This is a genomic window from Pseudoalteromonas sp. MEBiC 03485, from assembly GCF_004195145.1.
Lineage (GTDB): Bacteria > Pseudomonadota > Gammaproteobacteria > Enterobacterales > Alteromonadaceae > Pseudoalteromonas > Pseudoalteromonas apostichopi.
On record NZ_SGBT01000001.1, the window covers coordinates 256585 to 281507 of the forward strand.

General features: G+C 41.5%; 22 protein-coding genes. 9 read left to right on the forward strand and 13 right to left on the reverse strand.

Going from position 1 to position 24923, the window contains the following annotated elements; translation table 11 throughout:
- Nucleotides 1-77 precede the first annotated feature (77 nt).
- The 7 genes from lptD (at nt 78) to EVU92_RS01200 (ending at nt 8806) form a co-directional block, all read left to right on the forward strand.
- On the forward strand, nt 78-2324 hold the full coding sequence (gene lptD / locus EVU92_RS01170; protein ID WP_130049681.1) for an LPS assembly protein LptD: 2247 nt from the start codon (nt 78-80) through the stop codon (nt 2322-2324).
- 36 nt (nt 2325-2360) lie between these two features.
- Nucleotides 2361-3653: a peptidylprolyl isomerase SurA gene (surA, locus tag EVU92_RS01175; RefSeq protein ID WP_130049682.1), complete on the forward strand. Its 1293-nt coding sequence runs from the start codon at nt 2361-2363 to the stop codon at nt 3651-3653.
- Nucleotides 3654-3658: 5 nt separating this feature from the next.
- Nucleotides 3659-4651, forward strand: coding sequence for a 4-hydroxythreonine-4-phosphate dehydrogenase PdxA (pdxA, locus tag EVU92_RS01180; RefSeq protein ID WP_130049683.1), 993 nt, complete (start codon nt 3659-3661; stop codon nt 4649-4651).
- Nucleotides 4648-5454, forward strand: coding sequence for a 16S rRNA (adenine(1518)-N(6)/adenine(1519)-N(6))-dimethyltransferase RsmA (gene rsmA, locus EVU92_RS01185; protein ID WP_130049684.1), 807 nt, complete (start codon nt 4648-4650; stop codon nt 5452-5454). The genes pdxA and rsmA overlap by 4 nt, the downstream gene beginning before the upstream one ends.
- Nucleotides 5438-5827 (forward strand): Co2+/Mg2+ efflux protein ApaG, encoded by a 390-nt coding sequence (gene apaG, locus EVU92_RS01190; RefSeq protein WP_130049685.1) that lies wholly within the window; start codon nt 5438-5440, stop codon nt 5825-5827. Before rsmA ends, apaG begins: the two co-directional genes overlap by 17 nt.
- Before the next feature lie 6 nt (nt 5828-5833).
- On the forward strand, nt 5834-6649 hold the full coding sequence (locus tag EVU92_RS01195; protein WP_130049686.1) for a symmetrical bis(5'-nucleosyl)-tetraphosphatase: 816 nt from the start codon (nt 5834-5836) through the stop codon (nt 6647-6649).
- 141 nt (nt 6650-6790) lie between these two features.
- Nucleotides 6791-8806: a methyl-accepting chemotaxis protein gene (locus tag EVU92_RS01200; RefSeq protein WP_130049687.1), complete on the forward strand. Its 2016-nt coding sequence runs from the start codon at nt 6791-6793 to the stop codon at nt 8804-8806.
- A gap of 260 nt (nt 8807-9066) precedes the next feature.
- On the opposite strand, the gene EVU92_RS01205 is transcribed toward EVU92_RS01200, so the two are convergent.
- The 5 genes from EVU92_RS01205 to rplU all read right to left on the reverse strand — a co-directional run bounded on the left by EVU92_RS01205 (nt 9067) and on the right by rplU (nt 11985).
- Entirely contained in the window at nt 9067-9444 is a 378-nt protein-coding gene (locus tag EVU92_RS01205) for a DUF3718 domain-containing protein (RefSeq protein ID WP_130049688.1), read from the reverse strand.
- Between the two features lie 79 nt (nt 9445-9523).
- Nucleotides 9524-10015 (reverse strand): type 3 dihydrofolate reductase, encoded by a 492-nt coding sequence (gene folA, locus EVU92_RS01210; RefSeq protein WP_167658209.1) that lies wholly within the window; start codon nt 10013-10015, stop codon nt 9524-9526.
- A gap of 67 nt (nt 10016-10082) precedes the next feature.
- Nucleotides 10083-11237 carry an Obg family GTPase CgtA gene (gene cgtA / locus EVU92_RS01215; protein ID WP_130049689.1) on the reverse strand — a complete coding sequence of 385 codons (1155 nt, stop codon included), beginning with the start codon at nt 11235-11237 and terminating at the stop codon, nt 10083-10085.
- 162 nt (nt 11238-11399) lie between these two features.
- Nucleotides 11400-11657 (reverse strand): 50S ribosomal protein L27, encoded by a 258-nt coding sequence (gene rpmA / locus EVU92_RS01220; protein ID WP_054551015.1) that lies wholly within the window; start codon nt 11655-11657, stop codon nt 11400-11402.
- Between the two features lie 16 nt (nt 11658-11673).
- Complete coding sequence (rplU, locus tag EVU92_RS01225) at nt 11674-11985, reverse strand: 50S ribosomal protein L21 (RefSeq protein ID WP_036965957.1); 312 nt, start codon at nt 11983-11985, stop codon at nt 11674-11676.
- 410 nt (nt 11986-12395) lie between these two features.
- On the opposite strand from rplU, the gene ispB reads away from it, so the two are divergent.
- Complete coding sequence (gene ispB, locus EVU92_RS01230) at nt 12396-13367, forward strand: octaprenyl diphosphate synthase (RefSeq protein ID WP_054562777.1); 972 nt, start codon at nt 12396-12398, stop codon at nt 13365-13367.
- 105 nt (nt 13368-13472) lie between these two features.
- On the opposite strand, the gene mdh is transcribed toward ispB, so the two are convergent.
- Nucleotides 13473-14408, reverse strand: a complete 936-nt coding sequence (gene mdh / locus EVU92_RS01235) for a malate dehydrogenase (protein WP_130049690.1) — start codon at nt 14406-14408, stop codon at nt 13473-13475.
- Nucleotides 14409-14633: 225 nt separating this feature from the next.
- Here mdh and argR point away from each other — a divergent pair, with 225 nt between their 5' ends.
- Nucleotides 14634-15101 carry a transcriptional regulator ArgR gene (argR, locus tag EVU92_RS01245; protein ID WP_054551012.1) on the forward strand — a complete coding sequence of 156 codons (468 nt, stop codon included), beginning with the start codon at nt 14634-14636 and terminating at the stop codon, nt 15099-15101.
- Here argR and EVU92_RS01250 read toward each other — a convergent pair.
- From EVU92_RS01250 to aceF, 7 genes are all read right to left on the reverse strand, one after another.
- A complete protein-coding gene (locus EVU92_RS01250; RefSeq protein WP_130049692.1) occupies nt 15098-15997 on the reverse strand; it encodes a Dyp-type peroxidase in 900 nt (299 codons plus the stop codon). The two genes, argR and EVU92_RS01250, sit on opposite strands and share 4 nt — an antisense overlap.
- A gap of 52 nt (nt 15998-16049) precedes the next feature.
- Nucleotides 16050-17093, reverse strand: coding sequence for an ABC transporter ATP-binding protein (locus tag EVU92_RS01255; protein WP_130049693.1), 1044 nt, complete (start codon nt 17091-17093; stop codon nt 16050-16052).
- Nucleotides 17090-18724 (reverse strand): iron ABC transporter permease, encoded by a 1635-nt coding sequence (locus tag EVU92_RS01260; RefSeq protein ID WP_130049694.1) that lies wholly within the window; start codon nt 18722-18724, stop codon nt 17090-17092. The genes EVU92_RS01255 and EVU92_RS01260 overlap by 4 nt, the downstream gene beginning before the upstream one ends.
- A gap of 69 nt (nt 18725-18793) precedes the next feature.
- On the reverse strand, nt 18794-19798 hold the full coding sequence (locus EVU92_RS01265; protein WP_130049695.1) for a Fe(3+) ABC transporter substrate-binding protein: 1005 nt from the start codon (nt 19796-19798) through the stop codon (nt 18794-18796).
- Between the two features lie 782 nt (nt 19799-20580).
- A complete protein-coding gene (locus EVU92_RS01270; RefSeq protein WP_130052202.1) occupies nt 20581-21222 on the reverse strand; it encodes a tRNA-uridine aminocarboxypropyltransferase in 642 nt (213 codons plus the stop codon).
- 190 nt (nt 21223-21412) lie between these two features.
- Nucleotides 21413-22837, reverse strand: coding sequence for a dihydrolipoyl dehydrogenase (gene lpdA, locus EVU92_RS01275; RefSeq protein WP_054562783.1), 1425 nt, complete (start codon nt 22835-22837; stop codon nt 21413-21415).
- A 188-nt stretch (nt 22838-23025) separates the two neighbouring features.
- On the reverse strand, nt 23026-24921 hold the full coding sequence (gene aceF, locus EVU92_RS01280) for a pyruvate dehydrogenase complex dihydrolipoyllysine-residue acetyltransferase (protein ID WP_130049696.1): 1896 nt from the start codon (nt 24919-24921) through the stop codon (nt 23026-23028).
- Nucleotides 24922-24923: the final 2 nt, after the last annotated feature.

Below are 24923 nucleotides of genomic sequence, written 5' to 3' on the forward strand. Positions count from 1 at the left end.
GTCAATTACTGTATTTGCCATTGTTTTCCTTTATTATGTCTAGCTTATATCCAACCAAAGAGCATTAAGGTCATTAAATGAGCAAAACCTGGGGCATAATGATGCTAAGCGTACTTAGCGCACCATCGTTCGCCGAAACTGAACTGACACACAATCTTTGTGGCACTTCAATGCAAACCAGAGCTTGGCAACCGCTCCCTGGCCTTGAACTTAATATGATCGATATCAAATCAGATGATATTGAACTATTGGGTACCCAAAGCGCAGAATTTACCGGTAATGTAGATATTAACACCCTAACGATGAATTTGTCCGCACAAAGTGCACTGATTGACAAACAACGTGGGTTACTTAATGCAACCGGCCCTATCGTTTATCGCGATAAAGTAAGCCAAATTAATAGTTCTGGGCTCAATGCGGATTTAAATAATTCTGAATTAAGCTTGCTTGGTGCTGATTATAAGCTCACCGACCAACTTGGTCATGGTGGCGCAGAAAAACTAACAGTAAACGAGTCTGGCTTAAACCTGATGAACGCAAGCTTTACTACCTGCCCGGGCGAAACACCGGTGTGGGCAATTGAAGCTGACGAAATTGATCTATCCAGTGAAGATGGTTGGGGCGAAACCCACAATACCGTATTACGGGTATTTGATACGCCGGTTCTTTATATTCCCTATTTTACGTTTCCATTAGATGACCGCCGTAAATCAGGCTTATTAACACCTAACTTCTCAAGTTCAGGCCGCTACGGTATTGAAACCATCACACCGTATTACTGGAATATTGCACCTAATTACGACGCCACCATTACGCCTCGCTATATGTCAAAGCGCGGTTTACAGATTATTAGTGAATTTCGTTATTTAACGGAGCAAAACAACGGTCTTATTGCTGTTGAATACTTAGATAAAGATGATGAAGAACCAAATGTTGACTCGCGTTATCTATTCCATTGGCAGCAGCAAAGCTACTTTGGTGAAAACTGGCGCGGTAATATAGATATTACTAACGTTAGTGATGATAACTACTTAACTGATTTAAATTCTGGTTATGCGACTCGCACAGATACTCAGTTATACCGCACAGGTTCACTAACTCATTTAGGTGACACTTGGCGTACCAATATCAAGTTGCAAAGTTTTGAAGTACTTGGTGATCACCGCGAGTCATACGCGGCACTGCCACAAATTAGCTTTTCGCAAACTGATGCGTATGATTTTTATGGCGTTGATTTAACCCTTGATGGTGAGCTTAGCTATTTCACTAATGATAACGCAGTCATTGATGAAGCAAGTCGTGTTCATATCGAACCGAAAGCAAGCTTTGGTTACCAAGAATATGCATGGTCATTTTTATCTGAATTCAGTTTACTGCATACAGAATATAACCAGCATGGTGATTTAACAGGAACCGACTACGACGAAAAGGTCACGCGTACCCTGCCAAAAGTGCGTTTATACAGCCAATTAAATTTTGAACGTGATACTGGATTTTTCTTTAAAGATGGTATTCAAACACTTGAACCACAAATTCAGTATTTGTACACCCCTAATAAAGACCAATCAAACATTGGCCTTTACGATACAACAAAATTACAAGACGACTTTTTTGGTTTATTTAGAGACCGTCGATTCTCAAGCATCGACCGTATTGCCACTGCGAACCAATTTACGTTAGGTGCGACAACCCGCTTATTTAGCAATGAAAACGAAGAAGTATTTAACTTTAGTGCCGGACAAATCTTTTATTTAAGTAATGACGCAAAACCTACAACACAAGGCATTAATGTTGATACTAACTACAATGCCTTGTTCGCAGCGCAAACCATGTTACATTGGCACCGTCGCTGGTATTTATCAGGTGGGATTCAGTACGACACTGACGGCAAAGATATTATTCAATCAAATATCACCTTAGATTATAAAGGTGACGATAAACAGCTCGTGCAATTGAACCATCGCTATGCAAATGATGTCTCAGGCAATACAATCGAGCAAATTGGTTTATTTACAAGCATTCCGCTATCGCAAGATTGGCAGTTTGTTGGTAGCTACCACCGCGATTTAGAAAGCGGTCGTAGTATTGAAGTTTTCAGCGGTCTTCAGTATGAATCCTGCTGTTGGGCGTTTCAAATCACAGGCCGTCGTCAAATCGAAACAGATTTGAACCAGGCGATTGGTCAAGAACAAGCAACTTTTGATACCAGTATTGGCTTCAATATCGTATTAAAAGGGCTTGGAAGTAAAAGCCGTTATGATGCACAAAAATTATTACAACAAGGTATTTTTGGCTATCGTAGACCGTATTTTCTTAATAACTAGTACCGCAGTACTATTAGCAAGAGTATTAGAAAAAGTATGAATTTAAAAAAATTATTAGCATCTGCATTATTAACAGTTGGCCTATGCCAAAGCGTTTTCGCAACACCTGTCGAAATTGACAAAGTCGTTGGTGTTGTTAACCAAGGTGTTATTCTACAAAGTGAAGTCGACACCATTATCAACCGTGTAAAAACTCAAGCAGCAGAGCAAGGTCAAGAGTTACCGTCTGATGACACGCTTCGAATTCAAGCTATTGAGCGTTTAGTAAACCAAACTCTGATGATGCAACTTGCTGAGCGAATGGGTTTAGAGATCTCTGACTCTCAGTTAGACCAAACACTAGAAAACATGGCTCGTGAGCAAGGCGGTACAATTGCGGATTTACGCCGTACTATCGAAGCAGCAGGTGAAAGCTATACAGCTTACCGTGAAGAAATTCGTAAAGAAATCACCACGCAACAAGTCATGCGTGCGAACGTTGACCGTCGTATTTATATCAGCCCGCAAGAAATCGATAACCTTCTAAAAATCATGGAAACCCAAGGCAAAAGTGCCGAAGAATACGATATCGGTCACATCTTGATTGATATTCCTAGTGATGCGTCAGCAGATGAAATCGCGAGTGCTAAAACTCGAGCAGAAAAGGTTATCGAGTTTTTAAAAGAAGGCAAAGAGTTTAAGCGTATCGCTATTTCATCTTCAAGTGGCTCAAAAGCACTTGAAGGTGGTCAGCTAGGTTGGATGGGTATCAACGAAATGCCATCGCTGTTTGCTGAAGCGGTAAAAGGCCATAAAAAAGACGATATCGTTGGCCCTCTACGTTCAGGTGCAGGTTTCCACATTATCAAAGTGCAAGATGTTCGTGGCCGCCAAGTAGTTGAAACGACTGAAGTTCGTTCACGCCATATTCTAATTAAACCATCAATAATTTTAAGTGAAGAAAAAGCCCGTGACATGCTAAAAGGCTTTGCTAAAGATCTACGTGAAGGCAAAGCAGATTTTGGCGAACTTGCTAAAGAATACTCTGAAGATCCAGGTTCAGCATTGAAAGGTGGTGAATATGATTGGACTGATCCAAGTACTTATGTACCAGAATTCAAAAATACTTTGCTTTCTCTAGATAAAAATGAAATCAGTGAGCCATTCAGAACTCAATTCGGTTGGCACATTGTACAGCTTCTTGACAAGCGTGTAGCAGATAAAACTGAACAAGCTAAGCGCAACCGCGCACATCAGCTACTGTTTAATCGTAAATTTAAAGAAGAAAGTTTCAACTGGCAGCAAGAAATGCGTGAGCAAGCGCACGTTGATATTTTCCCAACAGAATAAAAATTATGACCATTAGAATCGCAATTACCCCAGGTGAGCCAGCCGGTATTGGCCCTGATTTACTTATCAAGTTAGCGCAGCACCAGTGGGATGCCCAACTGGTGGTGATTGCTGATGGTGCGCTTTTAAAACAGCGCGCCAAATTACTTGGCTTAGATATCAACTTAATTGAGTTTGATGATAGCAAAGCGCCAAGCCTTGCACCTGCTGGCAGTGTTTACTTACATCAAGTGGATTTAGGCACTGACGTTGAAGTCGGCGTACTTAATGACGCTAACGGTCAATACGTGTTGGATACGCTACGTATCGCCAGCGAAAAAAACATGGATGGTACATTTGCAGCTGTTGTCACAGGACCTGTCCATAAAGGTATTATCAACAAAGCGGGTATCTCGTTTAGTGGTCATACTGAGTATTTCGCACAGCAATCAAATACTGCCGATGTAGTTATGTTGCTAGCAACAGAAGGCTTACGCGTGGCACTCGTAACAACACATATACCACTTGCTTATGTGTCTCGTGCGATTACTGTTGAACGTTTAAGTAAAGTGGCTACGATTTTAAACCATGACTTACAAACTAAGTTTGGTATTGAAAAGCCGCGTATATTAGTGTGTGGACTCAACCCGCATGCGGGTGAAGATGGCCATTTAGGCACTGAAGAAATTGACACCATAACGCCAACTTTAGAACATCTGAATAACCAAGGTATGAACTTAATTGGCCCATTGCCAGCTGACACCCTGTTTCAAGATAAATATCTATCACAAGCAGATGCTGTGCTTGCAATGTATCACGATCAGGGATTACCTGTGCTAAAATACAAAGGTTTCGGCAATTCGGTCAACATTACCCTTGGCCTGCCATTTATTCGCACCTCAGTAGACCATGGTACGGCACTAGATTTAGCTGGCACTGGTACTGCTGATGTAGGTAGTTTTGAATTAGCGATCCGCGAAGCAATTAAGCTCGCCCATGAAAAAGCACAGAATCAATGACAGATAAAGTACATTTAGGACACCGCGCTCGTAAGCGTTTTGGTCAAAACTTTTTAAACGATGACATGATCATCGACAAAATCGTCACGGCTATTGATCCTAAACCTGAAGACAATTTAGTAGAAATCGGCCCAGGCCTTGGTGCAATCACTGAGCCTGTAGCTGAATTAAGTGGCCATTTAACTGTTGTTGAGCTAGATAAAGACTTAGCAGAACGTTTAACGAGCCACCCATTTTTAGGGCCTAAATTAACAGTGCATCAAGGCGATGCAATGAAGTTCGATTTCAGCTCTCTGATCAAGTCTGACGAAAAGTTAAAGATTTTTGGTAACTTACCTTACAACGTTTCGACCCCGCTGCTATTCCATTTATTTGAGTTCGCAGATAATGTTGAGCACATGCACTTTATGCTGCAAAAAGAAGTTGTCAAACGTATGGTAGCAGGCCCTGGCAGTAAAGCCTTTGGTCGTTTAAGTGTGATGACACAGTATTACTGCCACGCAATGCCAGTGATTGATGTGCCACCTGAATGCTTTAAGCCTGCACCTAAGGTAGATTCAGCGGTTATCCGCTTGATCCCTAAAAAGCCAGAACAACGTTCAGCTAAAAGTACTAAGTTATTAAACACCGTTTGTTTAGAAGCTTTTAACCAACGTCGTAAGACACTGCGTAATAGCTTATCTAACTTACTTACAGCTGAAGAACTAACAGGTATAGGTATTGATATCACTCTTCGTGCAGAAAGCCTATCTTTACAACAATTTATTGATATAGCTAATTGGATTTATGACAACAAGCAGTAATTTAGGTTCTCCAATTAAGGTTTCGGTTGAAACCTTCTATGTAGAAGGTCAATCAGAGCCTGAACAAGATAAATACGTTTTTGCATACTCAATCACCATTAAAAACCACAGCTTATGTAGCGCTAAGCTTTTAAGTCGTTATTGGTTAATTACCGATGCCAATGGTAAAGAAGTTGAGGTACAAGGCGAAGGTGTTGTTGGCGAAACACCCACTATTGCTCCTGGCGAAAGCTATAAATACACCAGTGGTGCTGTACTTGATACCCCGGTTGGCACAATGCAAGGTCATTACACCATGCGTAACGAGTTTGGTACTGAGTTTGAAGCGCCAATCGACGTTTTTCGTTTAGCCTGTCCAAACATTTTGCACTAGGTAACAATGGCTGATTACGCAATTGGTGACTTACAAGGCTGTTACTGTGAATTTGATACGTTACTCAAACGTGTCAACTTCAACCCAAGCCAAGATCACCTTTACTTAGTTGGCGATATTGTCGCTCGAGGCCCTGACTCACTCGCCTGCCTCGAGCGTCTTTATAAAATGCAAGGCAGTGTAACCATTACCCTTGGTAATCATGACTTACACCTTATTGCCTGTCATTATTTAAATAAACCAGCAAATCCTAAAGATAAGCTTGATGCTGTTTTTTCTAGTCCAAAACGCTCTGAATATATTCATTTTTTGCAACAACAGCCTTTAGCCTTGTGGCTTGAACGCTACGACATGCTAATAAGCCATGCCGGCTTAAACCCAAATTGGTCGATTAAAAAAGCATTAAAGCGCGCTCGCTTTGCAGAAAGTTGCTATCAAGGTAGCGATGCCAATCATTACTTTGCCAATATGTATGACTCCCATCCATTAGAATGGCAATCAACGATGAGTAATGAAGCCAAGTTTCGTTATATTGTTAATTACTTCACTCGTATGCGTTTTGTAAATTTGCTCGGTGAGCTAGATTTCAGCAATAAAACCAGCGTTAGTGAAGATAGCTCAATACTACCTTGGTTTGAGCATCCGAATATTTCTGAACTCAATCAACAGATCACATTTGGTCACTGGGCCGCTTTAGAAGGTAAAGTAAACGCCGAAAATATTCATGCCCTCGACACTGGCTGTGTATGGGGAGGCGCAATGACACTCATGGAACTCAGCAAAAAAGACTGTTTTGTCGAAAAATCCCACTCTTTTATCTAAATAAACTGAAAAATAGCTGAACATCTGTTAGATTTATATAAATTAAAGTTGATTTAATTTAAAGCTAATTAAATTTAATTACTTAACTAATTGGCAACCTTGCCGATAAGTATTGATTAGTACTATTTTCTGGAATTACATATGAACTTGACCGTTAGACAGCGAATTTGGGGTGGCTTTATTGTTATTACGTTACTCCTGCTATTTATTGGTGGTAACTCGTTGATCAGAATTACCAACATTGATCAATCGACACAGCGAGTTAATCAGCTGTCATTACCGGCTCTCGACAAAAGTTATGAGTTGCAAGTTGAATTCATTTTGATGAGTAAGTCAGCGCAAGCGAGCTTTTACACTACATCACAAGATGAATTAGCTGCACTTAGAAAAAACTTTAACGAACAGAAAAAGCGTTACGATAACTCCTACCAAGATTTACAACAGGTAGTTAGTAACGATCCGAAACTGAAACAAAGCAGCCAAGAAGTTGAACAAACTTATAAACGCTTTGCTAAATCTGTCGATAACCTTTTTGCAGACAAACAAACTCAACTTGAGCTCAACAAAACACTGCGCACCCAGCTTGAAAACATCGAGATAAGTGCTGAAGATGCTAACTCTGTTGTACTTGATATTATTGATATTGATGGTCTTGAAGAAAACCACTCGCGTGCTTATCAAGCTGCCAATAACATGGAAAATAACTTCCAATCAGTAGTAACTAATAGCACAGACATGCTAACGGTTAAAACGCTTAATACCTTAGATATCATCAAAAACGAACAAACTTATTACCTAGAAGAAGTTGAACGAAGCCTTGGCCTTATCCGTCCAGCTATCATTGATAATAATGCGGATTTATATAATGACCTAAATGGTTATTTTGAAAGTCTTGCTGACAACGTTCGCGGCAACAACAGTTTATCAGCAAATAAAAAACGTCTCATTGATGCAATTGCACAAACTCAATCTGAGCTGGCTAATGCAGAAAAATCAACCACTGAAGCTCTAAAGCAACTTAAAGAGCTTGTTGACCAAGCAACGGTCCTTGCTTTTGACTTACAGCAAGATGTAAGTGGGAACGTATCTACGGCAACCATTTGGACTTGGATTGCCATGGTTATCGCCACTTTAATTGCCATTGCTGTTGCAGCTATTACTGTTAGCCGTATTACTAAACCGCTTTCTGAAGTAAACCGTATTCTTGATATTGTCGCTAGCGGCGATATGACTCAACGCCTAGACGATTCAGCAAAAGACGAATTTGGGGAACTATCGCGTAGTTGTAATACGCTAATCGAAAGTTTACGTACGCTTATTCAAGGCATTATCTCTCGCTCTACACAGCTTGCTGCAGCCTCTGAAGAGACTTCAGCAATCACTGAAGAATCTAGCCAGGCCATTCGTAATCAACAAGCGCAAGTTGAACAAGCTGCGACAGCAACCACTGAAATGAGCAGCACATCACAAGCAGTAAGCAGTAGCGCTCAACAAGCACTAAGTGAAATCAAGAACGCAGATAAAGAAGCTGACCGTGTTAAAGGTATTTCTTCGCAAAATAAAGCGACTATTGAACAACTTGCTCGTGAAGTGGATGATGCATCACAAGTTATCAATAAACTACACAAAGATAGCGCATCAATCGGTGGCATCTTAGATGTTATTCGTGGCATTGCTGAGCAAACTAACCTACTCGCGCTTAATGCAGCCATTGAAGCAGCCCGTGCCGGTGAGCAAGGCCGAGGCTTCGCCGTAGTAGCTGACGAAGTACGCTCTCTTGCAAGCAAGACTCAAGAGTCGACCCAAGAGATTCAAGCTATGATTGAATCGCTTCAAGTTGGCGCTGAGGCTGCTGTATCGGCAATGTCGAAAGGTAAGCAACAAGCTGAGTCGTGTGTTGAGCAATCAGACCTTGCAAATACAGCTCTTGACTCAATCACCGCAGCCGTTGCACAAGCTCATAATGTAAGTGAAGAGATCTCGACAGCCGCTCACGAACAGCAACAAGTATCGCAAGAAATTAGCGAACGCTTAGAGTCAATTGTGGCAATTGCAGAGCAAACAGCTGAGGGCGCAAACCAAACCAATATTTCAAGTTCAGAAGTTGCTAAGTTAGCCGAAGAACTACGTTTATCGGTAGACGCGTTTAAAGTTTAAGAAGCGGTAAGACAAGAATATAAGCCGTGTTTGCGTAAGCAAACACGGTTTTTTTATATATTCATACCAGTTCGCTTAATTGAGTGATCTTTGGAGGTAATTACTCTTAATATTCGCCTGCCTCCTACGCCCATGTAGATGCATTTTTTAATACATAATAATTAAGTTCTATTGCGACTAGGTATTAATTTAGCGACGCGTTTTTCAGGCATAAAAAAACCGCAACGACTGCGGTTTCTTAAATTCTATTGGCGTTTAAGTTAAAGGCCTGCGCGCTCTTTAATAACAGCAATTAGTGGTGAACCACCGTGACCGTTTGATTCAGCCCATGCGATGTCTGCACCGTCTTCTAAAGAACTTTTAGATAAGTTCTTAACGATGTATTCACCAGCATCAGCAGCACCGCTTTCAATTGCATGACGAAGCATATTGTTGCCATTACATTTTACAGCATCAAAGATATTACGGATTTTCACACGTGAGCTTTTCAGCTTACTACGTAGACGGTTTTTATCATCAGCAGCGATGTACTCACAGATTGAAACCGCTAATTGATCATCAGCTTTTGCTGGTGCTGTATACGCAACTGACGCTGAAACAACAACCGCTGCAAGTAACATGTTTGGTAACTTCATCATATTTTGCCCTTATGTAATACTTTCTTCTTACCAAGATTGTGTAATATTGTACCAACTAATTATTTTTACCGCAATAATGTTACGAATTTTTATACAGCGTTACAAAGGTATACGAGTAAGAGTTTTTGTTATCAGGCTGATGCTGTTCTTGCTCTACAACTGTCCAATTAGCAACACTTTCGTAATCTGGGAACTGCGTATCACCGGCCACTTCAAGGTCGATGAATGTTAAGTATAGACGATCTGCTTGAGATAGAAATTGTTCGTATATATTTCCACCTCCAATAATCATAACTTCTTCAACATCAGCAACCAATTCCAGCGCAGCCTCAGGTGAAGTAACCACCTCAATACCCTCTGCGGTATAATCAGCATTACGCGTGATAATAATATTTTGACGGCCTGGCAAAGGGCGGCCTATTGATTCAAACGTTTTACGGCCCATGATCACAGGCTTTGCCATGGTTACTTTTTTAAAGTGTTGCAGATCGGCAGGTAAATGCCATGGCATTTGGTTGTCTTGACCAATTACTCGGTTATTTGCCATAGCAGCAATCATTGAAATTTTCACACTAAACCTTAATACTTTTTTCTTATTAATAAAAAAGGAGCGCATGGCTCCTTTTCAGTTTTAAATTTTATCGTTGGTAGATAACTTCTACATCGTAGTCATCATCATCCCAGTCGTCATCCCAATCATCATCGTCTTGAGAGGTCGCTTTCTGATGATAAGTATCCCACTTAAATTCAACTTCTTCTTTCTCTTCTTCAGCGAATTTCTCTTTCGGCATACTATCAAGTAGCGCCATAATGTCATGACAAAGTGCTTGAGTATTTTGTTTATTCGCAGCAGAGATACGGTAAACATTAGCCTCTTCACCTAGCTCTTCGGCAATTTCATTACACAGGGCTTCAGCTTCACCTTCTGGTAATAGGTCAATTTTGTTAAACACTAACCAGCGCGGCTTTTCAGCAAGTTTAGGGCTGTATTGGTGCAGCTCATTAATAATCGCAAAGGCATTATCAACCGGATTTGTGCCATCAACAGGCATAACATCAATGATATGCAGTAATACACGACAACGCTCTAAGTGCTTTAAGAAGCGAATACCCAGGCCAGCACCATCTGAAGCGCCTTCGATTAGACCAGGGATATCAGCAATTACAAATGACTTATTAGCGTCTGGGCGTACTACACCAAGATTAGGAATAAGCGTCGTAAACGGGTAATCAGCCACTTTTGGTTTAGCTGCAGAAACACTGCGGATAAACGTTGATTTGCCGGCATTTGGTAAACCAAGTAAGCCAACATCCGCAAGTAGCATTAGCTCTAGGCGTAAGCTGCGAACTTCACCAGGTGTACCTAATGTTTTTTGACGAGGCGCACGGTTTGTACTTGATTTAAAACGTGCATTCCCCAAGCCATGGAAACCACCTTTTGCAACAACAACCTTTTGACCATGCTTGGTCAAATCACCTAATGACTCTTCAGTATCAACATCAATGATACGTGTACCCACAGGTACTTTAAGCGTTAAATCAGCGCCTTTTTTACCAGTCATGTTACGGCTTTGACCATTTGTGCCGCGCTCTGCTTTATGAAAACGCTCAAATTGGTAATCAATTAACGTATTTAAGTTTTCATCGGCTTGTAGATACACGCTGCCGCCATCGCCGCCGTCGCCGCCATCAGGACCGCCATCTGGTACATATTTTTCACGTCGGAAAGATACGACACCGCTGCCGCCATCACCCGCGTCACAACGAATTTCTACTTCATCTACAAACTTCATGATTACTCACTTTAAGATTGGCTTGTTAATAACTCTATTATATACCTAAGTGCCCTATTCAGCACCCAATGCCAAGGTGCTTAGGTATATATTTATACGCACTATTATGTGCCTTAAAACAAAAAACCCCGCAAAGGCGGGGTTTTTCAAATATCGAGTTGATTACTCAGCTACGATATTTACGTATTTACGGTTTAAAGGACCTTTCTGTTCGAATTGAACTTTACCATCTGCTTTTGCGAAGATAGTGTGGTCTTTACCGATACCTACGTTTGCGCCAGCGTGGAAACGAGTACCACGTTGACGAACAATGATGCTACCCGCTAGAACTGATTCGCCACCAAAACGCTTAACACCTAGGCGTTTGCTTTCTGAATCGCGACCGTTACGAGTACTACCAGCTGCTTTTTTATGTGCCATTTCTCAGTACCTCTAATTAAGCGCTAATGCCAGTGATTTTAACTTCAGTGAACCATTGACGATGGCCCATTTGCTTACGAGAATGCTTACGACGTCTAAATTTAACAATCTTAACTTTCTCACCGCGACCGTGTGAAACAACCTCAGCTGTTACTTTACCACCGTTTACGAACGGTACACCGATCTCGATTTTCTCACCATCAGCAACTAAAAGTACTGAATCAAATTCAACTGCTGCACCAGTTTCAACGTCTAATTTCTCAAGACGAATTGTTTGACCTTCAGTCACACGGTGCTGTTTACCACCACTTTGGAAAACCGCGTACATAATTAACTCCGTCTGTGCGCCCTCAAATCGACGCAACTAAAATATTCTTCAATAGGGCGCGAAGTTTACGCTAATGTGCAAAAACTAGCAAGCCTCTTTTTCGATAAAATGAATAAAAAATAGCTGCATTGAGAGCAATTCAATATTTTTCTCTATTCTATCTTAAAAACACCACATGCCAAGCGGTTTTTACGATCTCATGACAATTAAATTACGCTAATAATACGCACCTTGAAAATTCAAAAAGCTGATCACTTATTAATCAAGGTTATAAATTTATCTTGGCAAAATTGATCTCAAATAAAAAACTTTACAGTGTTTTTTTAATGAATCATCACAAAATATCGAGCAAGTGCTTTTTTTGTTGTACAATCAGCCCCGTATACCCATAAATATTGGCTCGGAGATCAATGGATATAAAAGCTATCCAGACGTTAATCGAAAATGAAATGGATGACGTCAATCAACTTATACATGCCCAAATGCGTTCAGATGTCGCATTGGTTAACCAACTCGGTTTATACATAGTAAACAGCGGCGGTAAACGCGTTCGTCCTATGTTGGCCATTTTAGCGGCAAAAGCACTCGGTTATGAGGGTAAAGACCACATTACGCTTGCCACTATCATCGAATTTATTCATACCGCTACTTTATTGCATGACGACGTTGTCGACGAGTCACATTTGCGCCGCGGCACACCTACAGCAAATGCTGAGTTCGGTAATGCAGCAAGCGTATTGGTGGGTGATTTTATCTATACACGTTCGTTTCAGCTAATGGTTGGCCTTGGAAAAATGCCAATTATGCAAATTTTGGCTGATGCAACGAATGTCATCGCTGAAGGTGAAGTATTACAGCTAATGAACTGTAACGACCCTGACACCACAGAACAAAGCTACATGCAGGTTATTTACAGCAAAACAGCCAAATTGTTCGAAGCTGCAACAGGCCTTGCCGCAATTATTACTGAGCAAGATGAACAAACCCTTGAAGCATTAAACTTATACGGAATGCATCTTGGGACTGCATTCCAACTAGTAGATGATGTCCTTGATTACAACGCCGATGCCGAGCAACTTGGTAAAAACATTGGCGATGATTTAGCTGAAGGTAAACCTACCCTACCGCTTATCTACGCAATGCAAAAAGGCACTCCCGAGCAAGTTAAGCTGGTACGAGAAGCTATTGAGCTTGGTAATGGTATGGATCACTTAGAGAGCATTCTAGCAGCACTAGCTGACACTAAAGCGCTTGAGTTTGCGATGCAAAAAGCAGAACAAGAAGCTGACAAAGCGATTGCTTGTATTGCTTTCTTACCAGACACACCTTACAAACAAGCATTAGAGAGTTTGGCCCGCATCGCCGTTGCCCGCGATCATTAAACTCTATTTATTCGAGCCATTAAAAAGCCTGCATTTGCAGGCTTTTTTGTTTTCAGCGCTTTTACTAAGTTAACGAATAAGCAAAGCGCCTATCATCTGGCGGAATTAACCGTTGATGAAATCAACACCTTCTTGGATGTCTTTGTTAAGTGTAGCTAGCATGTCGTTTTTAGCTTGCTCTTCGAATGCACTTAACTCACCGTAAGAAAGGATTTCTTCAACGCCGTTTTTACCTAGACGTACTGGGTGTGCGAAGTATGCTGCGTCACCGTTTTCAACTGCAACGTATGCATAATCAACAACTTCTTCACCTTGTAGGCCTTTCACTAAAGACATACAGAAGCGCGCTGCTGCTGCACCCATTGAAAGAGTTGCTGAACCGCCACCGGCTTTAGCGTTAACAACTTCAGTACCTGCGTTTTGGATACGTGGTGTTAATGCTGCAACTTCTTCATCAGTGAAAGTAACACCTTCAACTTGAGAAAGAAGAGGAAGGATTGTAGTACCTGAGTGACCACCGATCACTGGAACTTTAACTTCAGTTGCGCTTAAACCTTTAAGTTCAGCTACAAAAGCTTCTGAACGGATCACGTCAAGCGTTGTGATACCGAATACACGGTTAGCATCGTAAGTACCCGCTTTTTTGAATACTTCAGCAACGATTGGCACAGTGCCGTTTACTGGGTTAGTGATAATACCTACTAACGCTTTAGGACAGTTTTTAACGATGCCTTCAGCTAATGTTTTGATGATACCTGCGTTTACGTTGAAAAGGTCCGCACGGTCCATGCCAGGCTTACGTGGCATACCCGCTGGGATAAGAACGATATCACAACCAGCTAATGCTGCGTCTAAGTTGTCAGCACCAAAGCCTTCAACTTTAACGTCTGTTGGGATGTGAGAAAGATCAACCGCTACACCAGGAACAACAGGGGCAACATCATATAACGATAATTCAGAACCTGCAGGTAAACTTGTTTTTAATAATAAAGACAATGCTTGGCCGATACCGCCAGCTGCGCCTAAAACAGCAACTTTCATTGGAATTCTCCGTAATTTGAGGTAGGAAATATTTGTGGCCCTAAAGATAATGAAATTAGCGACTAAAAACAAATTTATCCTGCTTATTTCGCGTATAATTTCGACCATAGTTGTAAACTTAGCTGTAAAGACACAGCATTTTGGACGACTTTGTAAACTAATACTGCATAAATATGCAGAGTTGTGTAGAATTACTCCACATTTTATGAATAAAGAAACGGCAACATGCAACCACAAGACAAACAAGAAGCACTAATCAAAGCGTTTAAAGCGCTATTAAAAGAAGAAAACTTCGGCTCACAAGGTGAGATTGTCGAAGCATTGAAAGAGCAAGGCTTTGATAATATTAGCCAAAGTAAAGTCTCTCGCATGTTAAGCAAGTTCGGTGCTGTACGTACCCGTAATGCAAAGCAAGAAATGGTTTATTGTTTACCGGCTGAAATGGGTGTACCAACAGCGAAAAGCCCGCTGCGTCAGCTTGTTATCGATATTATGCATAACGAAATGATGATCATTATTCGTACTAGCCCAGGCGCAGCTCAATTAATTGCTCGATTACTTGATTCTCTAGGTAAGGCGGATGGTGTACTAGGCACTATTGCAGGCGACGACACTATTTTTATCGCCCCTGCGAAGATTTCAGAAATCGATGTCACGCTTGATCGCGTGCGCACTTTATTCGATACAGTTTAAAGCTGCTTTAAAAAGTTTACTGACGGGGCGAAAAACGCAGATCCCATATCGGCTTGAGTAAAATCGAGCCAATGATCATAGCAATCGCCCTGCCCCAACCGGCTCTTTAATACCTGCTCAAACGCATCCCCTTGCGCCGCACACGAAACCATCAAAATCCCCTGTTTATGCACATCACCAAATGGCATGCTTTGATTAAGTAATAGTGGCTGACCGTGCTCATCTTTTAGTTCACTGCGAACCGCATGACTAGTTTCTACAGCAGGCACAATCAAGGTATTATCAAGACGCGTACGTCCCATGATTTGTTCTTGCTCGAACAACGACAAATGCTGCCAGACACTCAAGTCATGCACAAAACGCTGCACATGAATATAGCTGCCTTGGTCTTCAAAGTGCCCCGGTTTGTTGATAAGAGCCGTGCTACGCTTTTGACGACCATGAGGGGTATCACCAGCATAAATAAAGCCATTAAAATCACGCCCATCTAAAAACCGAAAATTACGTACCTGCTCCACCAGCTCTACATCCGGTGTTAATAACTTTAGAATTTGCAGAGCAAATAGATGGTTTACATCTTCGCGGTCTGAGCGAATTTGTACAAACAAGTCAAAAGGCTGTGCACTGATCACATGCTCACTATGAGTCACATTAGGAAAGCTTTGTAATTGACTTGGAATAAATTCGGGCAGGATATGCGGCCAATACTGAGCACCAAGGGCAACCACGCACGACAGCATGGCTTCAGAGAACTGATCTGCAAACTCATCTTGAATAACGCTGACGCGTTTTAGTTTTTTACGTAATGACTCATCATGGCCATCGTAAACATTAAAAAACAGGTGCAAACCATGTAAGTTTGCTTCAGCACAAATCCCAGATTGCGCTTGCGCCATAGTGAATCCTTAGCTTCTCGTTATTTGCACCTAGCCAAGGATTCAAGATTGATTAATCATGAAAAAAATTGACTGTGTGCGGCATTATTTTTATTTTTACAGGCTGCTCAACAGCTAACACGCGATCTTGCTCTGCGGCAACTTCACACTCTTGCCCTGCAATATTGATACGATACACATAACGCGTACCGATAAAGCGTCTTTGCAAGATTGTTAAACTGTTTGCGTCACTGTGAGCAGCTTCGCACAACTGAATATAGTGCGGTCTTATGTACACTTGACCTTGCTGACAATCTACATTGTTCGCCGTCAATGAGTGAACCACACCAAACGCCGTTTCGTATTCAGTTGGCGTTAATACTTTCGCCGTTAAGTATATGCCCGTACCAAGAAACTCTGCAACCACCTTTGAGTTAGGTTGGCTAAATAACTGCTCCGCGGAGCCCTGTTGGGCGATTTTTCCACCATGCATAACCGCAAGCGTGTCGGCAAAGGCGAAAGCTTCTTCCTTCGAGTGGGTAACAAATACCGCAGATACCTGCTGATCTTTAATAATGCGACGTATATCTGCAATAAGCTCAAAGCGTACTTGTGTGTCAATATTCGAAAATGGCTCATCAAGTAATAATAAGCTTGGCTTATAAGCAAGAGCACGAGCAATCGCGACTCGTTGCTGCTGACCACCTGAAAGTTGATGAGGGTAACGTCCAGCACAACCATCTAATTTAACAAGGCTGAGCATTTCGTCCACGCGCTCACGCTTTTGTGCTTTGCTCATATTACTGAGGCCAAACGCAATGTTGTCACTAACCGTTAGATGAGGGAATAACGCATAGTCTTGAAACATCATGCCGATATTACGTTTTTCAGGTGCAACAAATAGTCCGCTATCATTGACCACATTTGAATCTATGCTCATATAGCCTTGCTCGGGCTGTAAAATCCCCGCGATTGCCTTTAAGGTGGTGGTTTTGCCACAGCCACTTGCGCCAAGCAAACAAACAATTTCATCTTGCTCAACATTAAGATTGAGTTCACTCAATACCTTAGTGCCATTATACTGATAAGCTAGGTCTTGAATTATCAAATGACTCATGAGTGATTTTGCTCCATCGAACGATTAACGAAATACAAAGGAATTAACCCAACTAACACGATAAACAAAGCTGAAATAGACGCAAGCTCTAACTGCTCATCACTAACATACTGAAAAACATGGGTCGCAAGCGTTTCAAAATTAAAAGGCCTAAGTAATAAAGCTGCTGGCAACTCTTTCATGCACTCAATAAATACTAACAAACCAGCAGTAAGAATCCCTCGTTTTAACAACGGTAAATGTACCCGCCATAAGGTTTGTAATGGTCCTTTGCCCATTGATTGACTAGCCATATCTAGCGATGGACTAATACGCAGAAAGCTACTTTCAAGCGCACCATGCGCAATCGCATAAAAACGCACAACATAAGCAAAGATCATGGCAAATAAAGTGCCACTCAAAAGTAACCCAGGCGATAAACCAAAAGGCTCAAGCCAGTTATTTAATGTGTCATCTAGCTGAGTTAATGGGAGTAATACGGCAATGGCCAACACTGTACCTGGCAAGGCATAACCTGTACTTGCTAAACGTCCAGGAAGTAAAGAGTAAGCTTGTTTAGCAATTCGCTGATAAAACAATACCAACAAGCTCAATAGGATGGTTGCAATACTCACCACAACAGCGACTTTAAAACTCTGCCAAGCGTAATTAAAAAATGCCCCATTCCATGCTTCATCGGAATACGCAATGGCGTACTTAATTAACACCCCAACAGGCAGTATAAAAGCAAGTAACAGAACTAACATGCAAGCTAAGCTTGCAGCCCATGCAGCATAGCCTTTTAAGCGATATAATGTTGCGCTGTTGATACTTGACTGACGTTCATATACAGCTTGATTACGTCGGCTAAAGCGCTCCACCATGATGGTTAAAAACAAAATGAGTAGCATAATGCCAGAGATTTTCGCTGCAGCCGTCAATGAGTAATAGCCAAGCCATGTATCGTAAACAGCAGTCGTTAATGTACTCACCGCAAAATAATTAACGGTGGCAAAGTCAGCCATTGCTTCCATGCTGATTAATGTTATTCCTGCCACAATAGCCCCTCGACCAAGGGGCAAACTAACTCTTAAGAAACTTTTAAATGGCGATAACCCCATCAACTGACTAGCTTGTACTAATTTAAAAGACTGCTCTCTAAGCGCCGTTTTAAAAATAAGGAATAAGTATGGATAGAGTACCAGAGCAATCATAATAATGGCCCCGGTTAACGTACGAATATCAAAAAACCAATAATCATCTGGTGATTGCCAACCAAACCACTCTCTTAGCGCTATTTGAATTGGCCCAGCATAATCAAGTAAGTCAGTATACACATAAGCTATGAGGTACGTTGGCATTGCTAATGGCAGCATTAAAGCCCACTCAAACTGCTTACGTCCCGGAAAATCACAATAGGCAGTTAACCAAGCTAACGGTAAAGCAATAACGCAGCTTAATAGTCCCACTCCGACAATGAGTAATAGCGTATTACGGGTATAATCCCAAAGCACCGTGTCAAATAGGTGCTGAAATACGTCTGAATCCCCTTGCAGAGATTCAAATAACAAAAAGCCTAATGGCGTAACAAGCAACAGGCCAATAAGCCAGGCTATAAGCTGCCAACGCGACAGCGAAAACTTCACATGCATAAGTGGATTAATACCAGATAAAATAAAAGCTGTTAAAAAACAGCTTTTATAAAACGAGGTGTGTTCTCGTTATAAATCAAATTTTACTTCGTCAATTAGCTTCAGTGCCACAGGGCGATATTTGCTGATCTCATCAAGAGGAAGACTGTCTTCTTTAAATTCCCCCCATGATGCAACCATCTCAGATAATGCAACCCCTTGCTTTACTGGGTATTCCATATTAACTGAAGCATACATATTTTGCGCCTTATTGTCGGTCATATACTCAATCAGTTTCAAGGCATTTTCAGGGTTTTTAGCGTAACGGGTCATAACAACGCCCGATACGTTAATATGAGAACCACGATTAGTTTGGTTAGGGAAGTTAATATAAACAGCTTCTGCCCAAGACTTTTGCTGCTCATCTTGCAGCATTTTACCGAAATAGTAGCTGTTGCCTAAAGCCAGATCACATAAGCCTTCTTTCACAGCTTTTACTTGTGCTCTGTCATTACCTTGCGGCTTACGCGCTAAATTAGCTTTAACACCTTCTAACCATTGCTTAGTTTTTACTTCGCCATGGTGAGCAACCATCGAAGCAACTAAACCTAAATTGTATGGATGTTTGCCTGAGCGCGTGCAAATTTTGCCTTTGTACTTTGGATCGGCTAAATCTTCATATGTTAACTCAGAAAGAGCACCAATACGCTCTTTTGCAGAGTATACATTACGTACACGTTTAGTAAGCGCTATCCACTGACCATCTGCATCGCGAAAGGTGCTTGGCACATTCGCATTTACCACATCACTATTAATTGATTGTGTTAAACCTAAATCTTCTAATTGAATAAGTGCACTAAAATTTGAGGTTAATACTAAATCAGCTTTACTGTGCTTGCCTTCACGCTTTACACGCTCAATCAGACCTTTTTTCGCAAATACCACATTAGTTTTAATGCCAGTTTGCTTAGTGAAATCATCCAAAATAGGCTGAATTAAGAATGGCTGGCGAAACGAGTAAATATTTACTACGTCTGCAGCAAATGCCGGCACGCTCAATAATGCGCTAACTAATACTAAGGCTGTTTTCTTCATTTTATAGCACCTAAATAATAACAATTATCAAAATATTTTACCTAGAGTTAGCGCAAAGTGCACCCGTTTAAACTCATATTTCAATCAACCTAGCTGCCATTTAGGAATTTACATGTAAGAGATGTCTCACCTATATGGCAGCAATTGAGTAAAAAGCACCAGAAAACACTGCCCAAAAACACATAACCAATTGAAATTTAATAATATATATTAAATGACAATAAAATAACCAATAGATTAAGTAGGATTTTGACCTACTCAGCTTTGACCATTTCTCTATAATTACTTACATCAACTAAGCAAGAAGCTTAATGAGTAGATGGATAAGGAAGCATTACTCATAAAACCGCGGAATAAGGTTCATTTGGAGAATAAGGAATTAAGGACAGGCTCAGGAAGAGTAACGCAAAGGAGTGACAACCTACGGACAGCATCAGGATGATGTGGAATGGAATAACAACAGGATGTTGTTATACAGGAAGTTAAAAAAGTGGAACAAAGGACAGGCCGTTAGGGCATCGCAACGGATTTGCAAATAAAGGGATAGTGTCTGGATGACACGTAAGGGAAGGGTAAAGTAATTACCAGCAAGGATGTAATGGACTTACAAGGAAACAAGGCGGGATTGCCTTATATTACACAGAACCAATAAGTAAAGTGTAATCGCATGGAGTGGCAAAGTTTAGGGAGTTGATTAGATTCAATTGCAGGATGCAAAAAATTAAGAAGATTCCGCAAGCGCGACTAGAGATAGTTCGCGCTTTTCTTTTATCCAAAAGGAACTACTCTGGACGCCCTTTATTTCTCTTACCAAGCAAGTATGCATCTCTGAACTTAAAAAAATGTTCCTCTAGCTTTTTCGTAGCATCCATTTCACCAGCTAGCTCAAGCACCATAATAGCAACCTCAGCGGTGCCTAATTGATGCTCATGTGGGGCAACACGCAATCGATAATCTGAGAGCTTTTCAGGCGTAATAGAAAGCACAGGTAAGTTATCTAGATAAGGGCTTTTACGGATCATTTTCTTTGCTTCGCGCCATGTACCGTCTAAAAAGATAAACAATGGACGTTTACCGTCCTCAGGCACTACTTCAGTGATCACACGGGTTTCATCTTCAACATCACTAGCAGGAAAAATAACCATGGGCTGATACTGTGGATCTGCCAATAAGCTTAACAAAGCATCATCTGGGTTCGTTCTATCCCATTTAAAAGCGTGGTTATCTGGAACGATCTCAGCAATTAAACGCCCAGTATTTGATGGCTTAAAACTCTCATTGTGATACATAAGTAAGCAGACCGCCGATTCACACTCAGCCTGCTCTACCCCTTCGCAGATACAATAATGCTCAGCTAATAAACAGCGCTCACAACGCGTTAATTTAGCTCCTCGCGCTTTAAATTCACGACGAGACTCAGCCATTTGTAAAGCACGAAGTACTAACACGGAGTTATTTGAGATAGTAGCCACTGTATTTACCAGAAAATTGAACGGCGCGTATTGTAGCTAAAAATAAGGGGAATAGATATTAATCTGAGTGGTTTGTTATAGCTCTAAACTAAAACAAAAAACCCAGCAGAAGCTGGGTTTTTAAGCTATTCGTCAAAAGAACTTACTTCTTTTTAACTGCTTTTTTATTTGGAAGGTCAGTGATTGAACCTTCGAAGATTTCAGCAGCTAGACCGATTGATTCGTTTAACGTTGGGTGAGCGTGAATAGTTAACGCTAGGTCTTCACCGTCTGCGCCCATTTCAACTGCTAGGCCGATTTCGCCTAACATTTCACCTGCGTTGATACCAACCATAGCACCACCGATAACACGACCTGAGTCTTTATCGAAGATTAGCTTAGTTTGACCTTCAGTACGTGCAGAAGCAATCGCACGACCAGAAGCTGCCCAAGGGAATACTGCAGTTTCGATGCTTAAACCTTGCTCTTTAGCTTCTTTCTCAGTTACACCAACCCATGCAATTTCAGGATCTGTGTATGCGATTGAAGGAATGCACTTAGGATCGAAGAAATGTTTCTGGCCAGAAATAACTTCTGCAGCAACGTGAGCTTCGTGAACCGCTTTGTGCGCAAGCATTGGTTGACCAACGATATCACCGATAGCGAAGATGTGATCAACGTTTGTTTTAAGCTGTTTATCAACATTGATGAAACCACGCTCATCAACGTTAACGCCCGCTTTGTCAGCGTCAAGTAATTTACCGTTAGGTGTACGACCCACAGCAACAAGTACTTTGTCGTAACGTACTGCGTCAGCCGGTGCGTTTTTACCTTCGAATGAAACGTATAGACCGTCTTCTTTCGCTTCAACGCCAACAACTTTAGTAGAAAGCATTACGTTGAACTTGTTCTTAACGTATTTTTGGTAAATCTTAATAACGTCTTTATCAGCTGCTGGTACTAATTGATCAGCAAACTCAACTACGTCGATTTCAGAACCTAGCGCACGGTATACAGTACCCATCTCAAGACCGATGATACCACCACCTAAAACAAGTAGTTTCTCAGGAACGTCTTTAAGCTCTAAAGCACCCGTTGAATCAATTACACGGTCATCTTCAGGGATGAAAGGTAAGTTAACAGGTTGAGAGCCTGCAGCAATAATAGCATTATCAAAAGTGATCGTTGTTGTACCGTCTTCACCTTCAACAGCAAGGGTGTTGCTACCAGTGAATTTACCGTAGCCGCTAACTACTTTCACTTTACGCATTTTAGCCATGCCGTCTAGGCCGCCAGTTAATTGGCCGATTACAGACTCTTTCCAATCACGGATTTTGTCTAGGTCGATTTCAGGCTTACCAAAAGTAACGCCGTGAGATGACATTTCAGCTGCGTCATCAATCACTTTAGCTACGTGTAAAAGTGCTTTTGAAGGAATACAACCCACATTTAGACATACACCGCCTAACGTGTTGCGAGATTCTACTAATGTAACTTCTAAGCCCAAGTCAGCAGCACGGAAAGCCGCAGAATAACCACCAGGACCACCGCCTAGTACAACAACTTGAGTTTTTAATTCGTTGCTCATGCTATTACCTTAAATGTTTGAACGGGACACTGCCCTTAAGTTTAACTGCCATGTTTCTGCAAGGCAGAAAGGGAGAGCAGATATCTATACCAAGATTGTTCTATGGCAAAGATTGTATCATTGCCAATGGTAAAAATCCCAGCAAAAAACAACTTGCTGGGATTTGATTCTTATAAATTATGAAACGATTACATCACCAATTGACGGATATCGCTCATATAGCTTGCTAGTGTCACAGTAAAGCGTGCCGCTAGTGCACCGTCAATAACCCTATGGTCGTATGACATTGATAATGGAACCATTAATTTAGGCTCAAACTCTTTGCCATTCCACTTAGGCTTCATTTCTGATTTAGATACACCTAAGATAGCAACTTCTGGCGCATTCACAATTGGTGTGAACGCTGTACCACCGATACCACCGAGGCTTGAGATTGTGAAACAACCGCCTTGCATATCAGATGAAGTTAATTTGCCTTCACGTGCTTTCTTAGAAATATCCATCAATTCGCGAGAAAGCTCAATGATGCCTTTCTTATCAACATCTTTGAAAACAGGAACAACTAAGCCATTTGGCGTATCAACTGCAACACCAATGTTGATGTACTTCTTCAAGATTAAGCTTTCGCCGTCTTCAGATAGAGAAGAGTTAAACGTTGGGAATTCAGCAAGTGCTTTCGCAGCAGCTTTCATTACGAACACAAGCGGCGTGATTTTAACACCTAGCTTTTTCTTCTCTGCAAGGGCATTTTGCTCTTTACGGAATGCTTCTAGGCTTGTGATATCCGCTTCATCAAACTGTGTAACATGTGGGATTTGTACCCAGTTACGGTGTAAGTTAGCACCTGATAGCTTCTGGATACGAGAAAGTTTCTTCTCTTCGATCTCACCAAACTTAGCAAAATCTACCTTAGGCCAAGGAATAAGACCTAACTCACCGCCACCGGCATTACCTTTACCTGCAGATAGCTGACCTGACTCAACTTTCTTCACAAGGTCTTTCACGTAGTTTTGTACGTCTTCTTTCACAACACGATTCTTACGACCCGTGCCTTTTACGTTTGCTAAGTTAATACCAAACTCACGCGCTAAACGACGAACAACAGGCGATGCATGTGCATAGGCTTTGTTATCTGCAAAACCTTCGTTGCTTGCCGGTGCTGATGCAGGCTTTTCAGCCGCAGGCGCTTTTGCTGCAGGTGCAGGAGCTGCTTCAGCTTTTGCAGGAGCTGGTGCCGCTGCAGCTGGTGCACTACCCGCTACTTCAAATACAAAGATAAGTGAGCCAGTTGATACTTTATCCCCAGCTGCTACTTTGATTTCTTTAACAGTACCGGCAAATGGTGCTGGTACTTCCATTGATGCTTTATCGCCTTCAACGTTTAAGATTGATTGATCTTCTTCAACCTTATCGCCAACAGCAACCATCACTTCGGTTACTTCTACTTCATCACCACCAATATCAGGCACATTTACTTCTTTAGTGCTTGATTCAGCTGGAGCCGCTTCAGCTGGGGCTGATTCTGCAGCTGGTGCTTCTGAGCCACTTGATGCAGTTTCAAACACAAAGATTAAAGAGCCCGTTTTTACTTTATCGCCAGTCGCGATTTTGATCTCTTTTACAGTCCCTGCGATTGGCGCTGGTACTTCCATTGACGCTTTATCGCCTTCAACACTTAATAAAGATTGCTCTTCTTCAACCGTGTCACCTACCGCAACCATGATTTCAGTTACTTCAACTTCATCATCGCCGATATCTGGTACAGTGACTTCTTGTGTCGCTGAACCTGAAGATTGCTGAGCAGGTTCTGCTTTAGCTGCTTCTTTTGTTTCAGAAGGTGCAGAAGCTTGCTCTTCACCTTCGAAGATCATGATAAGTGAACCTGTGGTTACTGTATCACCTTCAGCTACTTTAATTTCTTTAACCGTACCTGCTTGTGCAGCAGGTACTTCCATTGATGCTTTGTCGCCTTCAACCGTTAGTAACGATTGGTCAACCTCAACCTTATCGCCAACGCTAACAAGGATTTCGGTTACTTCAACTTCATCGCCACCGATATCTGGTACATTAATTTCAATACTCATTG